The 21,997-nt window shown below is 33.2% G+C and carries 19 protein-coding genes; 4 read left to right on the forward strand and 15 right to left on the reverse strand.

The window, feature by feature from the left end:
* Positions 1–8: 8 nt before the first annotated feature.
* Both leuC and E4J94_RS01105 read right to left on the reverse strand, forming a co-directional pair.
* Positions 9–1,394, reverse strand: a complete 1,386-nt coding sequence (gene leuC / locus E4J94_RS01100) for a 3-isopropylmalate dehydratase large subunit (RefSeq protein WP_135834055.1) — start codon at positions 1,392–1,394, stop codon at positions 9–11.
* Complete coding sequence (locus E4J94_RS01105; protein WP_135834056.1) at positions 1,391–2,566, reverse strand: 2-isopropylmalate synthase; 1,176 nt, start codon at positions 2,564–2,566, stop codon at positions 1,391–1,393. The genes leuC and E4J94_RS01105 overlap by 4 nt, the downstream gene beginning before the upstream one ends.
* A 148-nt stretch (positions 2,567–2,714) precedes the next feature.
* Between E4J94_RS01105 and E4J94_RS01110 the strand changes: the two genes are divergently transcribed.
* The 4 genes from E4J94_RS01110 to mqo all read left to right on the forward strand — a co-directional run bounded on the left by E4J94_RS01110 (position 2,715) and on the right by mqo (position 6,384).
* Positions 2,715–4,196 carry a hypothetical protein gene (locus E4J94_RS01110; RefSeq protein ID WP_135834057.1) on the forward strand — a complete coding sequence of 494 codons (1,482 nt, stop codon included), beginning with the start codon at positions 2,715–2,717 and terminating at the stop codon, positions 4,194–4,196.
* A gap of 77 nt (positions 4,197–4,273) precedes the next feature.
* The gene (locus E4J94_RS01115) at positions 4,274–4,498 is read left to right on the forward strand and encodes a hypothetical protein (protein WP_135834058.1); all 225 of its coding nucleotides are present in this window, start codon (positions 4,274–4,276) and stop codon (positions 4,496–4,498) included.
* A 47-nt stretch (positions 4,499–4,545) separates the two neighbouring features.
* The gene (locus tag E4J94_RS01120; RefSeq protein WP_394346078.1) at positions 4,546–4,773 is read left to right on the forward strand and encodes an RDD family protein; all 228 of its coding nucleotides are present in this window, start codon (positions 4,546–4,548) and stop codon (positions 4,771–4,773) included.
* Positions 4,774–4,908: 135 nt separating this feature from the next.
* Entirely contained in the window at positions 4,909–6,384 is a 1,476-nt protein-coding gene (gene mqo / locus E4J94_RS01125) for a malate dehydrogenase (quinone) (RefSeq protein ID WP_135834060.1), read from the forward strand.
* Between the two features lie 130 nt (positions 6,385–6,514).
* On the opposite strand, the gene E4J94_RS01130 is transcribed toward mqo, so the two are convergent.
* From E4J94_RS01130 to E4J94_RS01190, 13 genes are all read right to left on the reverse strand, one after another.
* Positions 6,515–7,045, reverse strand: a complete 531-nt coding sequence (locus E4J94_RS01130) for a septal ring lytic transglycosylase RlpA family protein (RefSeq protein ID WP_135834061.1) — start codon at positions 7,043–7,045, stop codon at positions 6,515–6,517.
* A 323-nt stretch (positions 7,046–7,368) separates the two neighbouring features.
* Positions 7,369–7,821, reverse strand: coding sequence for a GatB/YqeY domain-containing protein (locus E4J94_RS01135; protein WP_038332853.1), 453 nt, complete (start codon positions 7,819–7,821; stop codon positions 7,369–7,371).
* Between the two features lie 101 nt (positions 7,822–7,922).
* Positions 7,923–9,767 carry a cell division protein FtsZ gene (gene ftsZ / locus E4J94_RS01140; RefSeq protein ID WP_135834227.1) on the reverse strand — a complete coding sequence of 615 codons (1,845 nt, stop codon included), beginning with the start codon at positions 9,765–9,767 and terminating at the stop codon, positions 7,923–7,925.
* A 55-nt stretch (positions 9,768–9,822) separates the two neighbouring features.
* Complete coding sequence (gene ftsA / locus E4J94_RS01145; protein WP_135834062.1) at positions 9,823–11,274, reverse strand: cell division protein FtsA; 1,452 nt, start codon at positions 11,272–11,274, stop codon at positions 9,823–9,825.
* Positions 11,261–11,992: a cell division protein FtsQ/DivIB gene (locus E4J94_RS01150; protein ID WP_246034224.1), complete on the reverse strand. Its 732-nt coding sequence runs from the start codon at positions 11,990–11,992 to the stop codon at positions 11,261–11,263. The genes ftsA and E4J94_RS01150 overlap by 14 nt, the downstream gene beginning before the upstream one ends.
* Before the next feature lies 1 nt (position 11,993).
* Positions 11,994–13,334 (reverse strand): UDP-N-acetylmuramate--L-alanine ligase, encoded by a 1,341-nt coding sequence (gene murC, locus E4J94_RS01155; protein ID WP_135834064.1) that lies wholly within the window; start codon positions 13,332–13,334, stop codon positions 11,994–11,996.
* Entirely contained in the window at positions 13,334–14,440 is a 1,107-nt protein-coding gene (gene murG, locus E4J94_RS01160; RefSeq protein ID WP_135834065.1) for an undecaprenyldiphospho-muramoylpentapeptide beta-N-acetylglucosaminyltransferase, read from the reverse strand. Before murG ends, murC begins: the two co-directional genes overlap by 1 nt.
* The gene (locus tag E4J94_RS01165; protein ID WP_135834066.1) at positions 14,412–15,611 is read right to left on the reverse strand and encodes an FtsW/RodA/SpoVE family cell cycle protein; all 1,200 of its coding nucleotides are present in this window, start codon (positions 15,609–15,611) and stop codon (positions 14,412–14,414) included. The genes murG and E4J94_RS01165 overlap by 29 nt, the downstream gene beginning before the upstream one ends.
* A 15-nt stretch (positions 15,612–15,626) precedes the next feature.
* On the reverse strand, positions 15,627–16,961 hold the full coding sequence (gene murD, locus E4J94_RS01170; RefSeq protein ID WP_135834067.1) for a UDP-N-acetylmuramoyl-L-alanine--D-glutamate ligase: 1,335 nt from the start codon (positions 16,959–16,961) through the stop codon (positions 15,627–15,629).
* Positions 16,962–16,963: 2 nt separating this feature from the next.
* On the reverse strand, positions 16,964–18,205 hold the full coding sequence (gene mraY, locus E4J94_RS01175) for a phospho-N-acetylmuramoyl-pentapeptide-transferase (protein WP_135834068.1): 1,242 nt from the start codon (positions 18,203–18,205) through the stop codon (positions 16,964–16,966).
* Positions 18,206–18,208: 3 nt separating this feature from the next.
* A complete protein-coding gene (locus tag E4J94_RS01180) occupies positions 18,209–19,672 on the reverse strand; it encodes a UDP-N-acetylmuramoyl-L-alanyl-D-glutamate--2,6-diaminopimelate ligase (protein WP_135834069.1) in 1,464 nt (487 codons plus the stop codon).
* A complete protein-coding gene (locus E4J94_RS01185; RefSeq protein ID WP_135834070.1) occupies positions 19,669–21,651 on the reverse strand; it encodes a penicillin-binding protein in 1,983 nt (660 codons plus the stop codon). The genes E4J94_RS01180 and E4J94_RS01185 overlap by 4 nt, the downstream gene beginning before the upstream one ends.
* On the reverse strand, positions 21,629–21,988 hold the full coding sequence (locus tag E4J94_RS01190) for an FtsL-like putative cell division protein (RefSeq protein ID WP_135834071.1): 360 nt from the start codon (positions 21,986–21,988) through the stop codon (positions 21,629–21,631). The genes E4J94_RS01185 and E4J94_RS01190 overlap by 23 nt, the downstream gene beginning before the upstream one ends.
* Positions 21,989–21,997: the final 9 nt, after the last annotated feature.

Consider the following 21,997-nt stretch of genomic DNA (forward strand, 5'->3'; position numbering starts at 1 on the left):
AGTAAATTTTAATTGATATCAACAATTTTTCCGTGAATTGCAGCAGCAGCAGCAATCAAAGGACTTGCTAATAATGTTCTTGAATTTGGACCTTGACGACCTTCAAAATTTCTATTCGAAGTCGAAACACAATATTTTCCTTCTGGAACTTTATCGTCATTCATCGCCAAACAAGCCGAACAACCTGGTTCGCGCAATTTGAATCCAGAAGCTTCAAAAATTTTATCCAAACCTTCTTCTATCGCTTGCTTTTCTACTTGTTTCGAACCCGGAACAATCCATGCAGTTACATTTTCATTGCGCTGTTTTCCTTTCACATAATTTGCTACTTCACGCAAATCTTCGATTCTCGCATTGGTACAACTTCCGATAAACACATAATCAATTGGATGATTGATGATTGATTGATTATCTTGGAAGCCCATATATTTCAACGCTTTTTCAAACGATTCTTTTTCATTATCGCTTAACGAATCTTTAGAAGGAATAATATCTTTTACCGAAATTCCCATTCCTGGATTCGTCCCAAACGTAATCATTGGATAAATATCCGCGGCGTCAAATTCTATTTCTACATCAAAAATTGCATCAGCATCACTTGGTAAAGTTTTCCAATACGCAACTTTTTGATCCCACTCTTCTCCTTTCGGTGCAAATGGTTTATCTTTTAAATAAGCAAAAGTCGTTTCATCTGGCGCAATCATTCCGCCACGAGCGCCCATTTCAATCGACATATTACAAACTGTCATTCGACCTTCCATCGACATATTCTCGAAAACATCTCCAGCATATTCACAGAAATAACCTGTTCCTGCATTTGTTCCAACTTTAGAAATGATATACAAAATCACATCTTTTGGTTGAACATTTGGATTCAGTTTTCCATTGACTTTGATTCGCATTGATTTTGGTTTATTCATCAACAAACATTGACTTGCAAAAACCTGTGCAACTTGACTTGTTCCAATTCCGAAAGCAATCGCTCCAAAAGCACCATGCGTAGACGTGTGACTATCACCACAAACCATACTCATTCCTGGTTGTGTAACGCCCAATTCTGGCGCAATAATGTGAACAATTCCTTGATACGGATGACCTAAGCCATAAAATGTTATGTTATTTTTTTCGCAATTAATTGCTAATTGCTCTAATTGTTGTTTTGATAATGGATCTCGAACCGGCTGATCTTGATTAATCGTTGGCACATTGTGATCCGCAGTAGCTACAATTTGATCAGGTCGAAAAATAGGAATATTTCTCGCTTCTAATTCTGTAAAAGCCTGTGGACTTGTTACCTCGTGAATTAAATGTTTGTCAATATAAACAACTTGTGGCCCGTTTTCTACTTGACTCACAACATGTGCGTCCCACACTTTATCGAATAAGGTTCTCATGCAAATTTTCTTTGTGTTGTTTGGTTAAACTGATGCATTAATCCGATAAGATCTTCTCGTACAACTTCTTTTTTTACATCAGCAATTGCTAAAAATTGTTCATATAAAATATCTAATTCATTTCTAGATGTATCAAAACCGATATCTTTCAAACGATAAGCTAAAGCCGAACGCCCGCTACGAGCTGTAAGAATAATAGAAGATTCGTTTACACCAACATCTGCTGGATTGATAATTTCGTATGTTTCACGGTTTTTAATCACTCCATCTTGATGAATTCCAGAACTGTGTGCGAAAGCATTCGATCCTACAATTGCTTTATTTGGTTGTACCATCATTCCCATTGTTTCAGAAGTTAATTGGCTTAATTCTGTTAACATTTGAGCATTGATATCTGTATAAAAATTCAATTCTTTGTGTTGTCTAAAAATCATTACGATTTCTTCTAAAGCTGTATTACCAGCGCGCTCACCAATTCCGTTAATCGTACATTCAATTTGACGTGCTCCATTTATTGCTCCTGCAACTGCATTCGCTGTCGCTAAACCTAAATCGTTATGATTATGACAAGAAATAATAACATTATCAATTCCTTGAACATGATCTTTCAAATATTTAATTTTATTCCCATACTCAAAAGGTAAACAATAACCTGTTGTATCTGGAATATTAAGAACTGTTGCACCAGCTTTTATTACTTCTTCACAAACTTGAGCAAGAAAAGCATTATCCGTTCTTCCTGCGTCTTCAGCGTAAAACTCAACATCGTCTACAAATGTTTTTGCATAAGTAACAGCTTCAACTGCACGCTCTATAATTGCATCACGATTCGAATTAAATTTATGAACAATGTGTGAATCCGAGGTTCCGATTCCTGTATGGATCCTTGGTTTAATTGCGTGTCGTAAAGCTTTAGCTGCAGATTCAATATCTTTTTTATTTGCACGAGTTAAGCCACAAACAGTTGCATTTTTAACTAACTTTGAGATAGAATCTACTGCATCAAAATCACCAGGACTTGAAATTGGAAATCCAGCCTCTATGATATCAACGCCTAATTCGTCCAATCGAGCCGCAATTTCTAACTTCTGTTTTTTGTTTAACTTACACCCTGGCACTTGCTCTCCATCTCTCAGTGTCGTATCAAAAATTTGAATCTTTTCAGCACTCATAGCAATTTGTTTTGATTATTATTGTGATATAAAATTAAAATTATGCTAACTTTAAGTTTCTTATTTAAAGTTTATTTTACAATTTTCAAAAAGTTTTTCAATCAACTATATCACTGCTTTTAAACATTTTAAACCTATTTTCATTACAATGTCAAATCATAATAAAGATTCGCTTTTTAGTTTAATAAAGTCACTTAACCGTTCCGAGAAACGTCAATTCAAACTTTATGTAAATCGTTTGCAAATAAATGCAGATGCAAAATTTTTGTTATTATTTGAAGCGTTAGATAAATTGGATGAATATGATGAAATGGCAATTTTGAAGAAAAAAATTACCACAAAACAGCAATTATCTAATCTAAAAGCTCATTTGTACAAACAAATTTTGTTTAGCTTGAGAATGAATCCTTCGCAACAAAATTCACGTATGCAAATACGTGAACAATTTGATTTTGCGACTATTTTATACCAAAAAGGTTTGCATAAGCAAAGTCTAAAAATGTTAGATAAGGCTAAAACTCAAGCGTTAGATTTTGATGAAAAAACAATTGCATATGACATTCTTGAATTAGAAAAAATTATTGAATCACAATTTATTACACGAAGTATTTCAGGGCGTGCAGATCAGTTAATTGAACAATCAGAAGAATTGAGTTTACAAAATTTACAAGCAAGTAAATTATCTAATTTATCACTGAAATTGTATAGTATTTTGCTCGAAAATGGATATGCAAAAGATGATGATGAAATTCAGAAAATTCAGAATTTCTTTGATTTGGAAACAAAAAACATCGATTTAAAACGATTAAAATTCAAAGAAAAATTATGGTTTTATAAAGCGAATGTTTGGTTATCGATGTTGACGCAAAACCTACATTCCGCTTATGATTTTTCTAAAAAATGGGTTGAATTATTTTATGAGAAAAAAGAACGAATTCTTAGTCATCCTGTTTGGTTTATCAAAGGAAATTCGTATTTATTGAAGATTTTATACCTGAAAAAAAATTCGGAAGAATTCAAATTTTGGTTTGATAAATTAGAATCTGTTTATGGTACTTTACCTCAAAATGATAATGTAGAAGCACTTTGGTTTATCAATAAATTCAATAGTAAATTGAATTATTTTTTTATCAATCCAAAAGAAAATATTAGTCCTTTTTTGATTAAAGATATTCTTCGTGAAATAAAATTGCATCAGCATAAAATCGATAATCATCATATTTTGGTTCTTTTTCTAAAGATTGCTGCATATTATTTTCTCAACAAAGACTGGGATAATTCGTTTGAATATTGTCAAAAAATAATCAATAGTGAAGCGACAATTCAAGAAGATTTATACTTTTATACATTGGTTTTGATTATGATGAACTTATATGATTCTGGAAATGATCAAGAATTGGATGCATATTCGTACAAAACGCATCAATTCTGTAAAAAGATGAAAAACAGTAATATTATTACACGAAAAATCAGTTTGTTTTTTATTGAATTGAATGATTTGTATCCTCATGAAAAAGTGAAAGCTTTTCGAGAATTAGATAGTTTTCTTAAAGATTCAGATAATCACAGTTTATTAAGACGAAATACCAATTATATCAATCTTTGTCGTTGGATGGAAGATAAAATTTAAAATAAATTTTATCTCTAAAATATTTTATAACACTTAATGCTTATTGTATATTTACAACTAATTAAAGGCTAAACACTATGTACCTAGATTACAAAGTTGGCGAACATAAAGCTAACAAAGGATTACGTTTTTTGAATTACATTATTGATCTATTTTCTATTATAATTGTAACAATTCTTTTCTTTGGAATAATAGCTGGAATTATAACTGTTATTAACCCAGAAAGTAATATCATTTATGAATTTGAAAATATTAATCCACTATTAGATAGAATTTTAACAACTTTTTTTATGTTTTATTAATTTTTTTATCTGAATATCTAACAAAAGGAAGATCATTAGGTAAATTTATTACAGGAACTAAAGTTGTTATGATTGACGGTTCTGCTCCTACAACAAAAGATTATTTTTACCGTAATCTATGTCGAATTATTCCATTCGATCAACTTACATTTTTAGGAGGAAATGGTTGGCACGATAAAATATCAAAAACTACAGTTGTTAATAAAAAAGCTTTTGAAGCAGATTTATTACAAGCGGACAATATAGAAAGTATTGGTAAATCTGATGTTGAGTAATTTTCTATAAAATATATTCAATTCAAATTATCTCAAAACAATAATTTATGTAAAAAATCATTGTTTTTTCTGCATATAGTTTCGCAAAAAAGGCTATTTATTAATACCTTTGCAACGTAAATATATTTTTGAGAAATGGAAAAACAACCTCAAGAGGTAGTATTAGTTGGTGCTGGTATCATGAGTGCTACTTTAAGCATACTTCTTAAAAAAATAAATCCGGCTATTAAGATTTCTGTTTTCGAAAAATTAGATAAGATTGGATTTGAAAGTTCTGACGCTTTCAATAATGCAGGAACTGGACACTCTGCTTTTTGTGAATTGAATTATACACCAATAGACAAAGATGGAGTGGTTAATATCGATAAAGCAATTAATATTGCAAAACAATTTGAAACTTCAAAAGAGTTTTGGTCTTACTTAGTCGAAAATAATTACGTTTCTTCTCCAGAAAAATTTTTACGCCCTACTCCACACATGTCTTTTGTTTGGGGCGATGATGACGTAGAATTCTTGAAAAAACGTTATGAAAAATTATCTCAACATCCTTTATTCAAGGATATGGAATATTCTGATGACGTTTCAAAAATCAAAGAATGGGCTCCATTAATTGTTGATGGTAGAAAAGGTAATGAAAAAGTTGCGGCAACGCATATGAACTTGGGAACTGATGTGAATTTTGGTGAATTAACACGTCAAATTTTCAAAGGTTTACAAGACAAAAATGAAATTACCTTAGAAACTCGACACGAAGTAAAAGACTTAACTCGTCTTAGCAATGGAAAATGGGCAGTTAAAGTAAAAGATTTAAAATCTGGAAATAACAAAGCACTTAATGCTGATTTCATATTTATTGGTGCAGGTGGAGGAGCAATTTTATTGTTACAAAAATCTGGAATTCCTGAATCGAAAAAATTTGGTGGTTTCCCAGTTGGTGGACAATGGTTAATTTGTCAGAACGAAGAGGTTATCAAAAAACATCATGCAAAAGTATACGGAAAAGCTAAAATTGGTGCGCCACCAATGTCTGTGCCTCATTTAGATACACGTGTTATTGATGGAAAACAATCTTTATTATTTGGACCATTTGCAACATTCTCAACAAAGTTCTTAAAATATGGATCTAATTGTGATTTATTCAAATCTGTAAATCCTGGAAACGTTGGATTTTTGATGAATTGTGGTTTAAACAATATCGATTTGACAAAATACTTGGTAGAGCAAGTAATGTTGTCTAAAGCTAAAAAAGTAGAATCTTTACAAGAATATTTCCCTGAAGCGAAATTAGAAGATTGGTTTGAACAAACTGCTGGACAACGTGTACAAGTTATCGAAAAACAAGATGGAAAAGGAGTTCTGAAATTTGGTACAGAAATCGTAACATCTCAAGACGGATCTATGTCCGCCTTATTAGGAGCCTCTCCAGGTGCATCTACATCTGTTAGTGCGATGTTGAACTTGATGAAACAATGTTTCCCAGACTTGATGAAAAACAAATGGAATGATGCAATCAAAGAAATGATTCCTTCTTACGGTGAAGATTTAGCACAAGCTGAATTAGTTGAAGCATCAAGAGCACGTACAACTAAAGTCCTTAAAATTTTAGATTAAGATATTCTTACATCATATAATTATAAATCCTGATATTCATTTATCAGGATTTTTTTTTTACAAAAAACGTAAGAGCATAAAAAAAGGTTTGAGAATAAATTCTCAAACCTTTTTATTTTTTCTGAACATCTTAGTCTTTCTTATCTTCGCTTTTGATAATTTCGTATTCAACTTGCATCACTCCTGTGTTGGTGTGACCAATTTCGCTGAATGCAGCTTGACTTAAGTCTAAAACTCTAGATTTAGCGTATGGACCTCTGTCGTTGATTTCAACAACTACAGATTTACCATTTCTGATATTCGTAACTTTTACTTTCGTACCAAATGGTAAAGACTTATGGGCAGCTGTTAGTTCGTGTTTGTCATACGTTTCACCACTAGCTGTCTTGCGTCCGTGGAATTTGTCTCCATACCAAGAAACAACTCCTGTCGAGATTTTTCGAGCACTATTCTCAATAAGTTCTCCAACCAACTTTTCATCTTCAACTGATAATGTATCTTTTTTGATGGTATCATTATCAATATCTTTACTAAATCTTTTCTCAGAAGCTGGCATAATAATTGTGTCATTACTACCAGAATCCTTAAAAATTTTACCATCAGCATTTGCTATTGGAAAAATCATTAACATTGCTATAAACGCTGTAATGCTTTTCGTCATCCTTTAGATTTTTCTGATTTACTTTGCAAATTTAAGGGTATAAACAGCTTCTTATTTAGAATTATTCTAATCGTTTGATTTTTAATTCTAAAATCTCTTGTGCTTTGCTAATTTAGATGCTTATAGCGAATTGTTAATTTAATGTTAAAATAAATCTATAATCCTAATTTTTTTGGCAATTATTCATTTAAATCGGATATATAAATGATAATCAATAACTAATCATTTTCTATAATTTGAAGAAATTTATCAAATAAAGAAATAAAAAAGGTAAAGTTTCGTAAACTTTACCTTTTCTTAATTTTTAAAGATTTAAAAATCAATTATAAACTAGCTAAAATGTCTTTTACTTTAGCTGAAATTAATTTCCCTTCCGCTTTACCAGCCAATTTAGATGAAGCAGCTCCCATTACTTTTCCCATATCTTTTGGAGAAGTAGCGCCAACCTCTGCAACAATTTCTGTAATTGCAGCTGTTAATTCTTCATCTGATAATTGAGCAGGTAAAAATTGTTGGATTACTTCTGCTTGTGCCAATTCTTTTTCAGCTAATTCTGCACGGTCGTTTGCTTCGAATTGTTCAGCAGCTTCTTTACGTTGTTTTACTAATTTTTGTAATAAAGCAATTTCTTGATCTTCTGATAATTCACCGTTAGCTCCAGATGTTTTTGCTAATAATAATTCAGATTTTACAGCTCTTAAAGCTTCTAAAGCAACAGTATTTTTAGCTTTCATCGCTTCTTTTAACTGTGCCATTATTTGAGTTTCTAAATTCATGATTTTTGCTTTTAGACTACAAATTTAAGACAAAAAAAGGCTCATCACAAAAGCAATGAACCTTTTCTATAATAAGAATATTTTTTACGAGTGATCGTTTATTAATCTACATTATCGTGTAGAAAATTGTTTGGACGAATTTGTGTTTCGTTGTTACGATTAGTTCCGACAGAAAAATCAGAAGATTGATTATCATTACGATCAGATAAATTCAATCCTTGACGTTTGTAAGCAGGAATTGCTTCGTATTCGTCTACTTGAGAATTAGTCATCGTATTGTTGAATTTAAAATTAAATTGTTTCAAACGATTTCTTCTCTCTTCAATCATACTATTCAATTCAGGATCATTTGACTGCTCAATTGGTTGGCTAAACGGATCTACTGCAACTTGTACTTCTTCTGCTTGTGGAGCAGCTGAATGAGCTACATTAGATTGAATTGGCTCTACACTTCCATATCCTTCATTCTTTGGTGCTTGATATCCTGTATAATTATTTTGAGGATAATTTGACTGTTCCGAAGCTACAGGATTAGAATATGAATTATATGTTTGATTATTATTCACATTGTTCGTTGGTTCTTGCGGACGATTAAAATCAGATTTCAAACGTGGTTCGAAATCATCATAAGAACGTCTTTCTTGAACTGGCTCATCTTCAATATCATCTAGAACATAACGCTTTGGAGAATTATTTTCTTCGAAAGATTCTTCTGGCGTATTGTGATAAGTTTGTTGTTGAAAACTTTGGTTAATATCTGCTTGACGATAATTATTTTGAGGAGCCTCTGGCGTTTGATTTTGTTGAGGCGTTTGTGTTGCTTGTTGAGAAGCATTAGAACGACCAAAATCTAACGTCATTGGTTTTACACGATTTACAAAAGGTTGATCAACAGTTAATGTTTTATTAATTGGTTGTTCTTCCTCTAATGTGTGTACAATTTTTTGTTCTTCTTTTCCTGTATACGCCTGATCTTCTGTAGGAAAACCTGTTGCTACAACAGTTACAGAGATAGAATCTCCTAAATCTAAGTCTTCACCAATACCCATAATAATATTTGCACTATTACCAGCTTCTTGTTGAATGTAATCATTGATAATACCGATTTCATCCATTGTAATTTCATTATTACCAGATAAAATCAATAACAATACATTACGTGCGCCTGTAATTTTGTTATTGTTTAACAATGGAGAATCTAAAGCAGAAGAAATTGCGTCTTTCGCTTTGTTTTCACCAGAACCTTGCGCAGATCCCATGATTGCTGTACCAGAATTTTTAAGTACTGTACGCGCATCACGTAAATCGATGTTCATTGCATAGTGTTGTGTAATAACTTCTGCAATTCCTTTAGCTGCTGTTGTTAAAACCTCATCAGCTTTTGAGAAACCATTTTTGAAACCTAAGTTTCCATATAATTCACGTAATTTATCATTGTTGATCACAATCAATGAATCTACGTTTTGTCTTAATTTTTCGATACCTTTTTCGGCTTGTTCCAACCTCATTCTTCCTTCGAAAAAGAATGGCGCTGTAACAATCCCTACTGTTAAAATATCCATTTCTTTTGCAATACCAGCAATTACTGGCGCTGCTCCGGTTCCTGTACCACCACCCATTCCGGCAGTAATAAAGACCATTTTAGTTCCTTCGTCTAAAACAGCTTTTACATCATCCATACTTTCGATAGCAGATTGCTCTCCTACCTCAGGATTTGCTCCAGCTCCTAAACCTTCTGTTATTGCTTGTCCTAATTGAATTCTTGTTGGTACTGGACTATTTGCTAATGCTTGAGAGTCCGTATTACAAATTACAAATTCTACACCTGCAATTCCTTGTTCAAACATGTAGTTTACGGCATTACTACCTCCACCACCTACTCCGATTACTTTGATAGCTTGAGATCGGCTCTTTGGTAAATTGAACACAATATCTCCTGTTAACATATCACTCATATTCTTCTTATTAAATTGGTTCGTAATTTATTCTAGTTTATTCTTATTATTCAGTTTCGTTGATCATTTGGATAAATTTATCCGTCCATTTCGAAAAGAAATTTTTCTTTTCTGGTTTAGATTTAGCTTCTTTCTTTTCTCCAATTTCTTGATCCAAGAATTCGTCCACTATTTCTTCTCTTTTTGGTTTTTGGATAATTTCTTCCTCAACAACAATTTCAGATTTTACAATCTTTTTTTGTTGTGTTGGTTGAATTCCAATTTCTAATTCTTCTTGGTTATTTAAATTATTAATAACTGGTTTTTCATAAATTTCGTGCTGATAATTCGCCGCTAATTCTTCTAAACCTTTCATCAATAATCCAACAGATGTTGCATATTCTGGTCCGCTAATTTCCTCAGCTTTTGCTCCGACAATATGTTCGTTAGAGTATCCAATTCTTACATCCATTCCAGTTACATATTCTGTTAACTGACGAATGTGTTTCAATTTAGATCCACCACCTGTTAAAACGATTCCTGCAATCAGTTTTTTGTTTTGATCTTCGCAACCGTAATTTTTCAATTCTAAATATACTTGTTCCAAAATTTCCTGCACACGTGCATGAATAATTTGTGACAATCTTTTTAATGATATTTCTTTTGCTTCGCGTCCTTTTAAACCAGGAATCGATACAATTTCAGTTTCTTTATTTTCTCCTGGCCAAGCAGAACCAAATTTTTCTTTTAAAGCTTCAGCTTGCTTTCCAATAATAGAACATCCAACTTTAATGTCTTCTGTAATCACATTTCCACCAAACGGAATAACAGATGTATGACGAATAATATTATCCTTAAAAATTGCAATATCCGTTGTTCCACCACCTATATCAATCAATGCAACACCAGCTTCTTTTTCTTCTTCGCTAAGCGCAGCACTAGACGATGCAATTGGTTCTAAAGTAATACTTGCCAAACGTAAACCAGCAGCTTTTACACAACGTGCAATATTTCGGATAGATGAAACTTGTCCTACAACCACATGGAAATTAGCCTCTAAACGACTTCCGTACATTCCAATTGGTTCGCGGATTTCACCTTCGTTATCAACCTTAAATTCTTGAGGAAGAACATGGATAATTTCTTCTCCAGGTAACATCACTAATTTGTAAACTTGATTTGTTAATAACTTTAAATCATTATCATCAATCACGTCTTCTGAATTGGTACGAGTAATGTAATCGCTATGTTGTAAACTACGAATATGTTGTCCGGCAATACCAACAGTAACATCAGTAATTTTGACACCAGATGATCTTTCAGCCTTATCAATTGCCTCTTTTATCGAGTTAATGGTTTGTGTAATATTATTTACAACACCTCTGTGTACACCTAAGCTTTTTGCTTGTCCGTGTCCAAGAATTTCGATTTTTCCGTTTTCATTTTTTCGTCCGACAAGTGCTACAATCTTTGTAGTCCCTATGTCTAAGCCAACTGCAATCTTACTATTGTTTTCCATTTTTTATTCGTTTGGTTGCTACAACTTGGTTTACAAATTTCAAGCTCAATTTTTCATAATCTTCAGTTCCTATAAAATCAATGTATTGATTATAGAATAATTTTAGATTATGTAACTTCTGTTCAAAGTTATTTAAGGTTCCTAATTCTATATAATAGTTTCCTGTGTTTACAATTAAATTAAAAGAACGTTGTCCTACTTTTTGAATGGCTATGATGTGATTTTTTAATAAATCGTCTGCTTTCAAAGCTTGTACAAATTTACTCAAATCCTCATATTCATTCGGTTTTACATCACCAGAAACTAAGATTACATCCGCTGAATTTAATTTAGATAAAGGCATTTTTTCGCCTTTTGTTGTCAAATAAAATTCATCTTTCAGCGTTTTTATTCTTGCAACTGCTGAGTTTGCTTTTATATCAAGTCGTAAATGTCCATTTATATCTTTACTTACTTGTACAGAATCCACAAAAGGACTCTCACTTACTTTTTGTTCGATTTCCTGTACATTCACCTCTCGTAGAGATTGTTTCAGAATGTCTTTTCCATCTTTGTTGATAATTTCTCTTATTGATTCATCATTAATAAAATAATTATCAACTGGCTGAACAAACGCCACGTCAATTTTATTCACTGTACGCGAAGCATTCTTAATTACCGTAAAACTAATCAAACCGATTAGCAAGGCAACTCCAAAAATCACTTTTATGATTTTCAATTTACGCTTCACTTAACCACTCTTTTATTGGTTTAACAATTGTATCAATATTTCCTGCTCCAACAGTCAATAATACATCAAAATCTTGTTTTTTGATGTTTGCTAAACTATCTTCTAATGAAGATACTATTTTTTCATTTAAATTCACCTTTTCTAGCAACCAATTTGAAGTAATTCCTTCGACTGGCAACTCTCTGGCAGGATAAATGTCTAATAAAATCAAACTATCTAACTGTGATAAACTTTGTCCAAATTCTTCTGCGAAATCTCTTGTACGTGTAAATAAGTGAGGCTGAAATACTCCCAACACTTTTCTACCCGGGTAAAGTTCACGAACTGACCGAATTGCTGCATTCAATTCTGTTGGATGATGCGCATAATCGTCGATGTAAATTTTTCCATTTGCTTCGAAACGATTAAAACGTCTTTTAACTCCAACAAAAGTTGATAAAGCTTCTTTAATTTTATCATGAGGAACACCCATATAATCAGCAACAGCCAAAGCTGCAACCGCATTTTCCATGTTGTGATGTCCAGGTAATAAAATTCCTACATCTGTCAACGAACCATTTGGTGTTTTTACATCAAACACATAATGTCCGTCAATAATTCTTACATTGTGTGCATCGTAATCTGCATCCAAATCCACTCCATATGTAAAAGCTCCTTCGAATGGCAAACCTTTGTGAACAAATAATTTTTCTTCAACAATTGCTGCGAACTCTTGAAATGACTTTTTCACTTCATCACGCTCACCATAAATATCTAAATGATCTGCATCATCACTTGTGATAATCGCTAATTTTGGAGAAAGACGTAAAAAAGAACGGTCAAACTCATCAGCTTCTGCAACTGTATATTTAGAACCATTTAGTATGATGTTCGAATCGTAATTCTCCGCAATACCACCTAAAAAAGCTGTACATTCTACATCTGCAACTTTTAGGATATGTCCTAAAATAGACGAAGTCGTTGTTTTTCCGTGCGTTCCCGCAACACCAATATTGTATGTATGTTTGGTAATTTCACCTAACACTTCTGAACGTTTCATGACTTTAAAATCATTCACTAAAAAATAATTTAGTTCTGAATGATCTTTTGGTACCGCTGGCGTATAAATTACCAACGTATTTTCTGCATTAATTCCTGCTGGAATTAACTCGATGTTATCTTCGAAATGAATATCAATTCCTTCAGCAATCAATTCAGTTGTTAACTCGGTTTGCGTTTTGTCATAACCAGCAACTTCTTTTCCGATTGACTTGAAGAAACGTTCCAAAGCACTCATTCCGATTCCTCCAGCACCGATGAAATAATAATATGTTTTATCTAAAATATTCATTATAATAAATTCAATAATATATCTACAATCTCTTTTGTCGCGTTCGGTTTCCCTAATTGCTTAATGTTTTGAGATAATTTATTTTTTAATTCTTCATTGTTCGCCAAAGCAATTACTTCTTTGACTAAAATTTGCTTTGCATTTGCATCTTTCACCATGATCGCTGCATCTTTCTCAACCAATGCTTGTGCATTTTTGGTTTGATGATCTTCTGCCGCTGTTGGCAATGGAAGCAAAATAGTTGCTTTTCCAACAATACACAATTCCGAAATCGCCATTGCTCCTGCACGAGAAACAATCATATCCGAAGCTGCATACGCATCTTTCATGTTATAAATAAATTCGGTTACATGAATCGTTGGATATTTATCACCAACCAAATTTTTGATTTTTTGATAATCTAACTTTCCTGTTTGCCAAATCAACTGAACGCCACTTGCAACAAATTCGTCAAGGTTTTCAAACCAAGCATTGTTCATTGCTCTTGATCCTTGCGAACCTCCAACTGATAAAATAGTTGGTTTTTCTGGATCTAATCCAAAAGCTGAAATTGCTTCTGCTTTTGATGGTAAATTTTGAAAAATCTCAGCACGAATTGGATTTCCTGTATAATGCACTTTTTCTTGTGGAAACTGTGAAATTCCTTCGTAAGCTGTACAAATTGCACTCGCTTTATTTTTCAAAATTTTGTTAGTAACTCCTGGAAACGAATTTTGTTCTTGTAATAAAATCGGAACATTTTTACTTCCTGCTACCCACAACATTGGTCCACTTGCATAACCTCCTGTACCAATAGCTAAATCTGGTTGAAAATCTTTGTAGATTTTTTTTGCAAGACTCAAGCTTTTTATCAATTTGAAAGGGAACTTTAAATTCGCTTTCATGTTACTTCTATCAAATCCAGAAATTGGTAAACCTTTAATGTCATACCCAACTTTTGGCACTTTTTCCATTTCCATTCTTCCTTCCGCTCCAACGAACAAAATTTGTGCATCTGGCAAACGCCTTTTTATTTCGTCTGCAATTGCAATGGCTGGATAAATATGTCCACCTGTTCCTCCGCCGCTTATTAAAACTTTAGGCGATGTCTTCGATGTATTCTTCACTTAATACTTTTCTATCTTGTTCTATTTCTTCTTGCGATTTAATCTGAGTACTTACGCTCAAAATTATTCCGAACGAAATACATGTCATCCAAATGGATGTTCCTCCGTAACTAATCATTGGTAACGGTTGCCCTGTTACTGGAATTAAATTAACCGCTACAGCCATGTTTACCATTGCTTGTATAATAATTGGTAAGCCCACTGCAAATACAAGTAGCGTACCAAAAACGGTATGAATTTTCGATGCGATGATACAAATTCGAATTAATATGAGAAGGAAAATTCCAATTAATAAAATTGCACCAATTGCACCATATTCTTCTACAATAATCGCGAAGATAAAATCGGATGATGACTGAGGTAAAGTTTGTTTGAAAACACTTTTTCCTGGTCCAGCCATTTCATTCAACCCTCTTGCAATTGCAGCTTTTGCGTGTAAAACTTGATAACTTTCTAATCCAGAATCATCATTAAATTTCTCGATACGTGACATCCATGTGTGCACACGAGAATTTGTTACTAAATCTGGTCGAGATAAAGCCATCCACACGAATCCGCCACCGAGTATTAAACCTACTCCAGCAATTGTAAATAAATATTTGAATGGAAATCCACCAATAATCAACAATATTCCGCACATTCCAGCTAACATCAACGCTGTTGAACCATTAGAAGGAAAGATTAATCCTACAATTACAATAATTGGTAAGAATAATGGAACTGCTGTATTTTTCCACGTATATTCTTTGTCTCTATTTTTTGTTAAATAACGAGCAATATAAATCAACAACGCTTGCGAAGCAATCATCGAAGGCTGAATACCAATTCCAGTTCCCGGAATCGTTAACCAACGTGCAGCATTTGCACCACCAATGGTTTGTCCTTGTACGAGTGTTATTGCCAAAACTCCAGAAAGTATAACAACAGCTGTTAAAGCAAACAAACCAAACCAACGATAATCAATACGTTGTAATCCATAAATGATAAATAAACCAATTAATAAAATCACAGCGTGTTTACCTAAATGCCCAAAAATAGTACCCGATCCTACCGTATACACCAAGTTTGAACTTGCTGAATAAACAGGTAAAAACGAAAATAGTGCTAACAATAAAATGAAAGCCCAAAGCGGTTTATCGCCTTTAAAATATTTTTGTACGATGTTAGACATTGGTTGGTTGTGTTATTATAATTTGCGTACGTTTTCTTTAAATTGATCTCCACGATCTTCATAACCTTTGAACAAATCGAAACTTGCGCAAGCTGGCGACAGAAGAACCGTTTCTCCTTTTGTTGCTAATTTATATGATTGTTCTACACAATCTTTCATTGTATTAGTTTCTACAATTGTATCGATATATGGACTGAAAAAATCAACAATTTTTGCGTTATCAACACCTAAACAAACTATTGCTTTCACTTTCTTTTTCACGAAAGGTAAAACTTCGTTGTAATCGTTTCCTTTATCAGTTCCTCCAACAATCCAAACAACTGGTTTTGTCATACTTTCCAAGGCAAAATACGTTGCATTTACATTTGTTGCTTTAGAATCGTTGATAAAATCAATTCCTCCAATTGTTAAAACTGGCTCTAAACGATGTTCAACAGATTTGAAATCTGACAAACTCTTTTTTAGATCCTCATTATTAATATCAATAATTTTTGCAGCTACAGCCGCAGCCAATGAATTAGAAATATTGTGTTTTCCAATTAATCCTAAATCATTCACTAACATTGTAAAATCACCATTCGAATCATTCACACGGAACAATTCATTGTTTGCGCATGCTTCATTTGTTGCATCCATCATTGTGAACGGTTTTTTATGAGCACGAATATTAATCTGATCAATCATCTCCATTGTTTTTGGATCATCCAAATTGTAGATAAAATAATCGTTTTCATCTTGGTTTTCAGTAATTCTGAATTTAGCCTTTGCATACAAATCAAACTGATAATTGTATTGGTCTAAATGATCTGGTGTAATGTTTAGCAAAATTGTAACATACGGTTTGAAATCTGTTTTGATATCATCTAACTGAAAACTACTTACTTCTAATACATAATAATCGAAGTTGTCTTCTGCTACAGATTTTGCAAAACTTTTTCCGATGTTACCACCTAATCCTACATTTAATCCAGCTTGCTTTAGGATATGGAACATCAAACTTGTTGTGGTTGTTTTTCCATTAGATCCTGTAATCGCAATAATTTTTGCATCTGTGTAACGAGACGCAAATTCAATTTCAGAAATAATTGAAATTCCTTTTTCTTCTAATTTCTGAATTAGCGCTGCTTTTTTTGGAATACCTGGACTTTTCATTACTTGATCGGCATTCAGAATTAATTCTTCTGTGTGTAGACCTTCTTCATAAGCAATTCCGTACTCCTCCAAAAGTTGTTTATACTTGTCTTTTATTTGTCCCATGTCCGAAAGAAAAACATCAAAGTTTTCTTTCTTTGCAAGAATAGCTGTTCCTACGCCACTTTCTCCTCCTCCTAAAACGACTAATCTTTTCATTTTTATCTAATCTTTAAGGTAATAATACTAATTACCGCTAAAATGATTCCAATGATAATTGCACGCACCACGATTTTACTTTCGTGATAACCTAACTTCTGAAAATGGTGATGTAGAGGAGACATCAAAAAGATTCTGCGACCTTCACCAAATTTCTTTTTCGTGTACTTGAAATAAGACACTTGTAACATTACTGATAAACTTTCTGCGAAAAATATTCCGCACAAAATTGGTAGTAACAATTCTTTACGAACGATAATTGCTAAAACAGCAATAATTCCTCCGATTGTTAAACTTCCTGTATCTCCCATGAACACTTGAGCTGGATAGGTATTGTACCAAATAAATCCTATCAAACCTCCAAGGAATGCACCGCAAAAAATCAATACTTCTTCAGAACGAGGAATAAACATAATATTCAGATAATCTGCGAACATAATATTTCCCGATACGAAAACAAACATAGCAATGGCTGCCATAATTACAGCGGAACTACCTGCTGCTAAACCATCTATACCATCTGTTAAATTTGCTCCATTTGAAACTGCTGTAATAATAAAAATTACTGCAAAAATGAAAATCGCTGCAACCGCCCATGTTGGTCGATCTTGTGCATCCATCCAGAATAAAATATCAGAATAGTTGAATTCATTTCCTTTTACAAAAGGCATTGTTGTTTCCAAGGTTTTTTCTTCTGGACCAAATTTAATTGGTCGATTGTATTCTGTTTGTTCTGTTCCTACAGAAGTTTTTACTCTATTTTCTTGATGTTTCACAGTTACTGTCGGACTGAAATAAAGCATTAATCCAACAACAACTCCAAGACCTACTTGTCCTAAAATTTTAAATTTACCTTGTAAACCTTCTTTATTTTTCTTAAAAACCTTGATGTAATCATCTAAAAATCCGATTACACCTAACCAAATTGTTGAAACCAACAAAATGATAATGTATATATTATCTAATTTTGCAAAAAGTAAAGTCGGAATTAATGTTGCCAAAATGATGATTAAACCACCCATTGTTGGCGTCCCTGCTTTTTCGATTTGTCCTTTTAAACCTAAATCACGAACAATTTCACCCATTTGTTCTTTACGTAAATAACTGATAATTCGTTTTCCATAAAACAAACTGATGAACATTGCCAATAAAATTGCCATTCCCGCACGGAAAGACGTGTATTGAAACATACGCGCTCCTGGAAAATGAATACCTTCTAAATAATCAAATAAATAGTATAACATTCTTTATTTGTTCAATATTTTACTCAATTCTGATGCAACTTCTACATCAGAAAAATGTGTTCTTACTCCGTTAATTTCTTGATACGTCTCGTGGCCTTTTCCCGCAATCAAAATAATATCTTTTGGTTCGGCCATTTTAAGTGCTGTTTTTATAGCTTCTTTTCGATCTGTAATCTTCAAGGTGCGATTATAAAATTGCGCTTTTACACCAACTTCCATTTCTCGAAGAATTTCTTCTGCATCTTCGGTTCTTGGATTATCTGATGTAAAAATGGCAAGATTAGATTTTTCGCTCGCGATATCCGCCATTTCTGGACGTTTTGTTTTATCGCGATCTCCACCACAACCTACAACTGTTATTAGTTTTTCGTTTTTGGTACGAATCCCTTCTATTGTATCCAAAACATTTTCTAATGCATCAGGCGTATGTGCATAATCTACGATTACGATAATTCCTGATTCTGTTTTGAATGTTTGAAAACGACCATCAACATTTCCAAGTGTGCTCAACGCTTTCAAGACTTCTAACTCATCTTGTCCTAAAATTGATGCTACACCAAAAACTAATAATAAATTATATGCATTGAATTGACCAATTAATGATGTCCAGAATTCTTTTCCGTTGAATTCTAATTGCATTCCATCAAATTGGTGTTCAATAATTTTTCCTTTAAAATCTGCATCAGTTTTTAGCGCATACAATCTTTTCGTAGCAACTGTATTCTGAAGCATTACTTTTCCGTTTTTATCATCTGCATTTGAAATTGCTGTAGACGTTTTTGGCAAATCGTCGAAGAATTTCTTTTTTGCTGCAAGATAATTTGCAAATGTTTTGTGATAATCTAAATGATCGTGCGTGATATTCGTAAATCCAGCCACTTCGAAATGCAAACCAGCAATTCTATTTTGATGAATTCCGTGCGAAGAAACTTCCATAAAAGCAAATTCGCAACCTCTATCTACCGCTTCACGAAACATTTTGTTCAATGTCAAAATATCTGGCGTTGTATGCGTAGACGGAATCACTTCACCATCAATCACAATTTTAATCGTCGAAATTAATGCACAAGCGTAGCCTAATTTTGTAAACAATTCATACAACAAAGTTGTCGTTGTTGTTTTTCCATTCGTACCTGTAACTCCAACAAGTTTTAAATCTTTTGTTGGATTTCCATAAAAGTTAGAAGCTAAAATCCCTAATGCAATCGTTGAATTTTCAACTTTCACATACGTTATTCCATCAACTAAATTTTCTGGTAAAACTTCGCAAACAATTGCTTTAGCACCTAAACCAATCGCTTTTTCTATATACTGATGACCATCAACTGTAACTCCATTTACAGCTACAAAAACATCATCGTTTGATACTTTTCTTGAATCAAATTGAATATTATTGACTTCAACTTTTGTTGAACCAATCGTTTCTGAGATGGAAACTTTATATAATAAATCAACTAAATTTCTCATCCTTCCAACATTAAATAAATTGTCTCACCCTTCTTAAATCTTGTTCCCGCAGGAATGGATTGATTTGTTACTTTTCCAAATCCTGAATATTGTACATCTAATCCTAAATTTTCTAATACCGGAATTGCTTTAGATCCTGTATGACCAGTCACATTTGGCACTATATTTTTAGAATTACTAACATTAATATCATCTCCTTTTTTAAACTCTTTCACCGCGTTCTTTTTTACTAAATCACGTGGCAAAGGTATAGGAGTTTTTGAATATACCCAATCGGCAATTTTCTTAAAAACTGGAGCGGTTACACTACCTCCATAAAATCCTTTGGCTGTATTTGGCTTATGCACAACTACGATACAAGAATACTTTGGCTTTTCTGCTGGAAAATACCCTGCAAATGATGCACGATATTGCATTCCTTTACCATCTCGTTTCCAATAATCAACACGAGCTGTACCAGTTTTCCCAGCAATATCGTAATTACTATTACTAATAATACGTCCCGTTCCTTGTTCTACTGCACCACGAAGCATTTCTTGCATTTGTTTTACATTTTCCAAAGACGTTAGTTGATCTACTAAAACGACAGGTTCGAAAACTTTATCAGGCTCACCTTTACGTGTGATTTTATCCATAAATAATGGTTTCAACATTTTACCATTATTTGCTACGGCGTTGTAGAAAGTCACAATTTGAATTGGAGTTAATTGTAAACCATACCCATATCCCATTACAGGTAATGTAATATTACTCCAAGATTTACTATCTGGACGATGCATAATTGGACTTCCTTCTCCAAGAATATCTACTCCAAGAGGCGAAGTCATATGCCATTTATCCATTTTCTCGAAGAAAGCTTTTGGATTCTCTCCGTAATATTTATTAATAATTTTCGCTGTACCAATGTTAGAAGATTTCTTCATAACACCATCCACAGTTAAAGTTCCGTATCCATGAGTATCTGTAATCGTACGACCATAGAATTTATAACTTCCTCCTCCCGTTTCTACTGTTGAATTTTTATTGATAAAACCATCATCCATTGCCGCAAGCAACGAAACCGTTTTGAAAGTAGATCCTGGTTCAGCAGCTTCACCAACCGCATAGTTATAATCGTCAATATATGTTCCATCTTTTTTACGAGATAAGTTAACAATTGCACGAACTTTCCCTGTTTGAACTTCCATTACAACCACACTTCCGTGTTGTGCCTCAAACTCAGAAAGTTGCTTATACATTGCATCATAAGCCACCATTTGCAAATCTGCATCTATTGTTGTGTAAACAGATGACCCCGCTTGAGGTTCTTGTTCCCAACTTTTCATTGGTTTCCATTTACCGCGTCCCATAAACTGTTCCCAACGACGACCTTCAACACCGCTTAATAAGTCTGAATAAGCTCCTTCTAACCCCACTTTTCCACGTTGATCATCATAACCAATTGTACGAATTCCAATATCTTGAACAATTAATTCTCGTTTTGATTCAGTTTCATGAATAAATCCTCCTTTGTTTTGACCTTTGTTGAAGATTGGAAATTTTCTGATACGTTGATATTGCTCATAATCCAAATCTTTTACCAACATCATGTAACGGTTCTTCTTTTTACGTTCTGTAGAAAATTTGTCGTAAAAATAAGAGGGAGATTTTGTAAACATCTTACCTAAAGAATCGGCAAGATTATGCATTTCTGTTTTGAATAATTCATCTTTGATCACCGTCAAATCCACATAAACATTGTGTTTTGTAACAGTTGTAGCCATTAATGCACCATTAGAAGCATATAAATTACCACGCTCCGCCGTAACGGTATCTAATCTAAAATTATTCTTTTCGGCAAAACGCTCTAATTCAACCCCTTCTACAATATTAATTCGAAACATAAAAACAATAATAAAGATGGCCCAAATCGCTAGCGCGCCGGCAAACACCCATCCTTTGATGACAATATTGTTTTTATTTTTCGCTGACTTCGTCATAAACTTTGTCTACTATATAATAAGGTTGTTTATCTGGAATTTTCAAACCATACACTGCTGTACGCTCCAAAATTTCTGTTTCTAATTGCATACGCATCAAATCGCGATGCTTATCTGTATATTGAGATTTTAAATCTTCTACTTTATCTTGCAATTCAGCGATTCGAACCACTTTTTGATCAACTAAATGTGAGCTCGAAATACTCAAAAAAGCCAAACCTACCAGATACAACATAAACTTCCAGTTTTGTTCTGAGCCAGTTTTTATTAAAAACTCACCTCTCAACAAACCTGTAAAAGTTTTTTTCTCTGGTAATATTTTTTTCTTTTTTGCCATTCCTATTTA

The sequence above is a fragment of the Empedobacter tilapiae genome (assembly GCF_004785645.1).
Lineage (GTDB): Bacteria > Bacteroidota > Bacteroidia > Flavobacteriales > Weeksellaceae > Empedobacter > Empedobacter tilapiae.

Bases quoted from the DNA above. Each gene is read 5' to 3' on its own strand.
- ftsZ (WP_135834227.1), bottom strand. From the start codon at position 9,767: ATGTTAACAGGAGATATTGTGTTCAATTTACCAAAGAGCCGATCTCAA.
- ftsA (WP_135834062.1), bottom strand. From the start codon at position 11,274: ATGGAAAACAATAGTAAGATTGCAGTTGGCTTAGACATAGGGACTACA.
- E4J94_RS01135 (WP_038332853.1), bottom strand. From the start codon at position 7,821: ATGAATTTAGAAACTCAAATAATGGCACAGTTAAAAGAAGCGATGAAA.
- E4J94_RS01115 (WP_135834058.1), top strand. From the start codon at position 4,274: ATGTACCTAGATTACAAAGTTGGCGAACATAAAGCTAACAAAGGATTA.
- E4J94_RS01165 (WP_135834066.1), bottom strand. From the start codon at position 15,611: ATGTCTAACATCGTACAAAAATATTTTAAAGGCGATAAACCGCTTTGG.
- E4J94_RS01105 (WP_135834056.1), bottom strand. From the start codon at position 2,566: ATGAGTGCTGAAAAGATTCAAATTTTTGATACGACACTGAGAGATGGA.
- E4J94_RS01110 (WP_135834057.1), top strand. From the start codon at position 2,715: ATGTCAAATCATAATAAAGATTCGCTTTTTAGTTTAATAAAGTCACTT.
- leuC (WP_135834055.1), bottom strand. From the start codon at position 1,394: ATGAGAACCTTATTCGATAAAGTGTGGGACGCACATGTTGTGAGTCAA.
- E4J94_RS01180 (WP_135834069.1), bottom strand. From the start codon at position 19,672: ATGAGAAATTTAGTTGATTTATTATATAAAGTTTCCATCTCAGAAACG.
- E4J94_RS01130 (WP_135834061.1), bottom strand. From the start codon at position 7,045: ATGACGAAAAGCATTACAGCGTTTATAGCAATGTTAATGATTTTTCCA.
- mqo (WP_135834060.1), top strand. From the start codon at position 4,909: ATGGAAAAACAACCTCAAGAGGTAGTATTAGTTGGTGCTGGTATCATG.
- E4J94_RS01190 (WP_135834071.1), bottom strand. From the start codon at position 21,988: ATGGCAAAAAAGAAAAAAATATTACCAGAGAAAAAAACTTTTACAGGT.
- E4J94_RS01185 (WP_135834070.1), bottom strand. From the start codon at position 21,651: ATGACGAAGTCAGCGAAAAATAAAAACAATATTGTCATCAAAGGATGG.
- mraY (WP_135834068.1), bottom strand. From the start codon at position 18,205: ATGTTATACTATTTATTTGATTATTTAGAAGGTATTCATTTTCCAGGA.
- murD (WP_135834067.1), bottom strand. From the start codon at position 16,961: ATGAAAAGATTAGTCGTTTTAGGAGGAGGAGAAAGTGGCGTAGGAACA.
- murC (WP_135834064.1), bottom strand. From the start codon at position 13,334: ATGAATATTTTAGATAAAACATATTATTATTTCATCGGTGCTGGAGGA.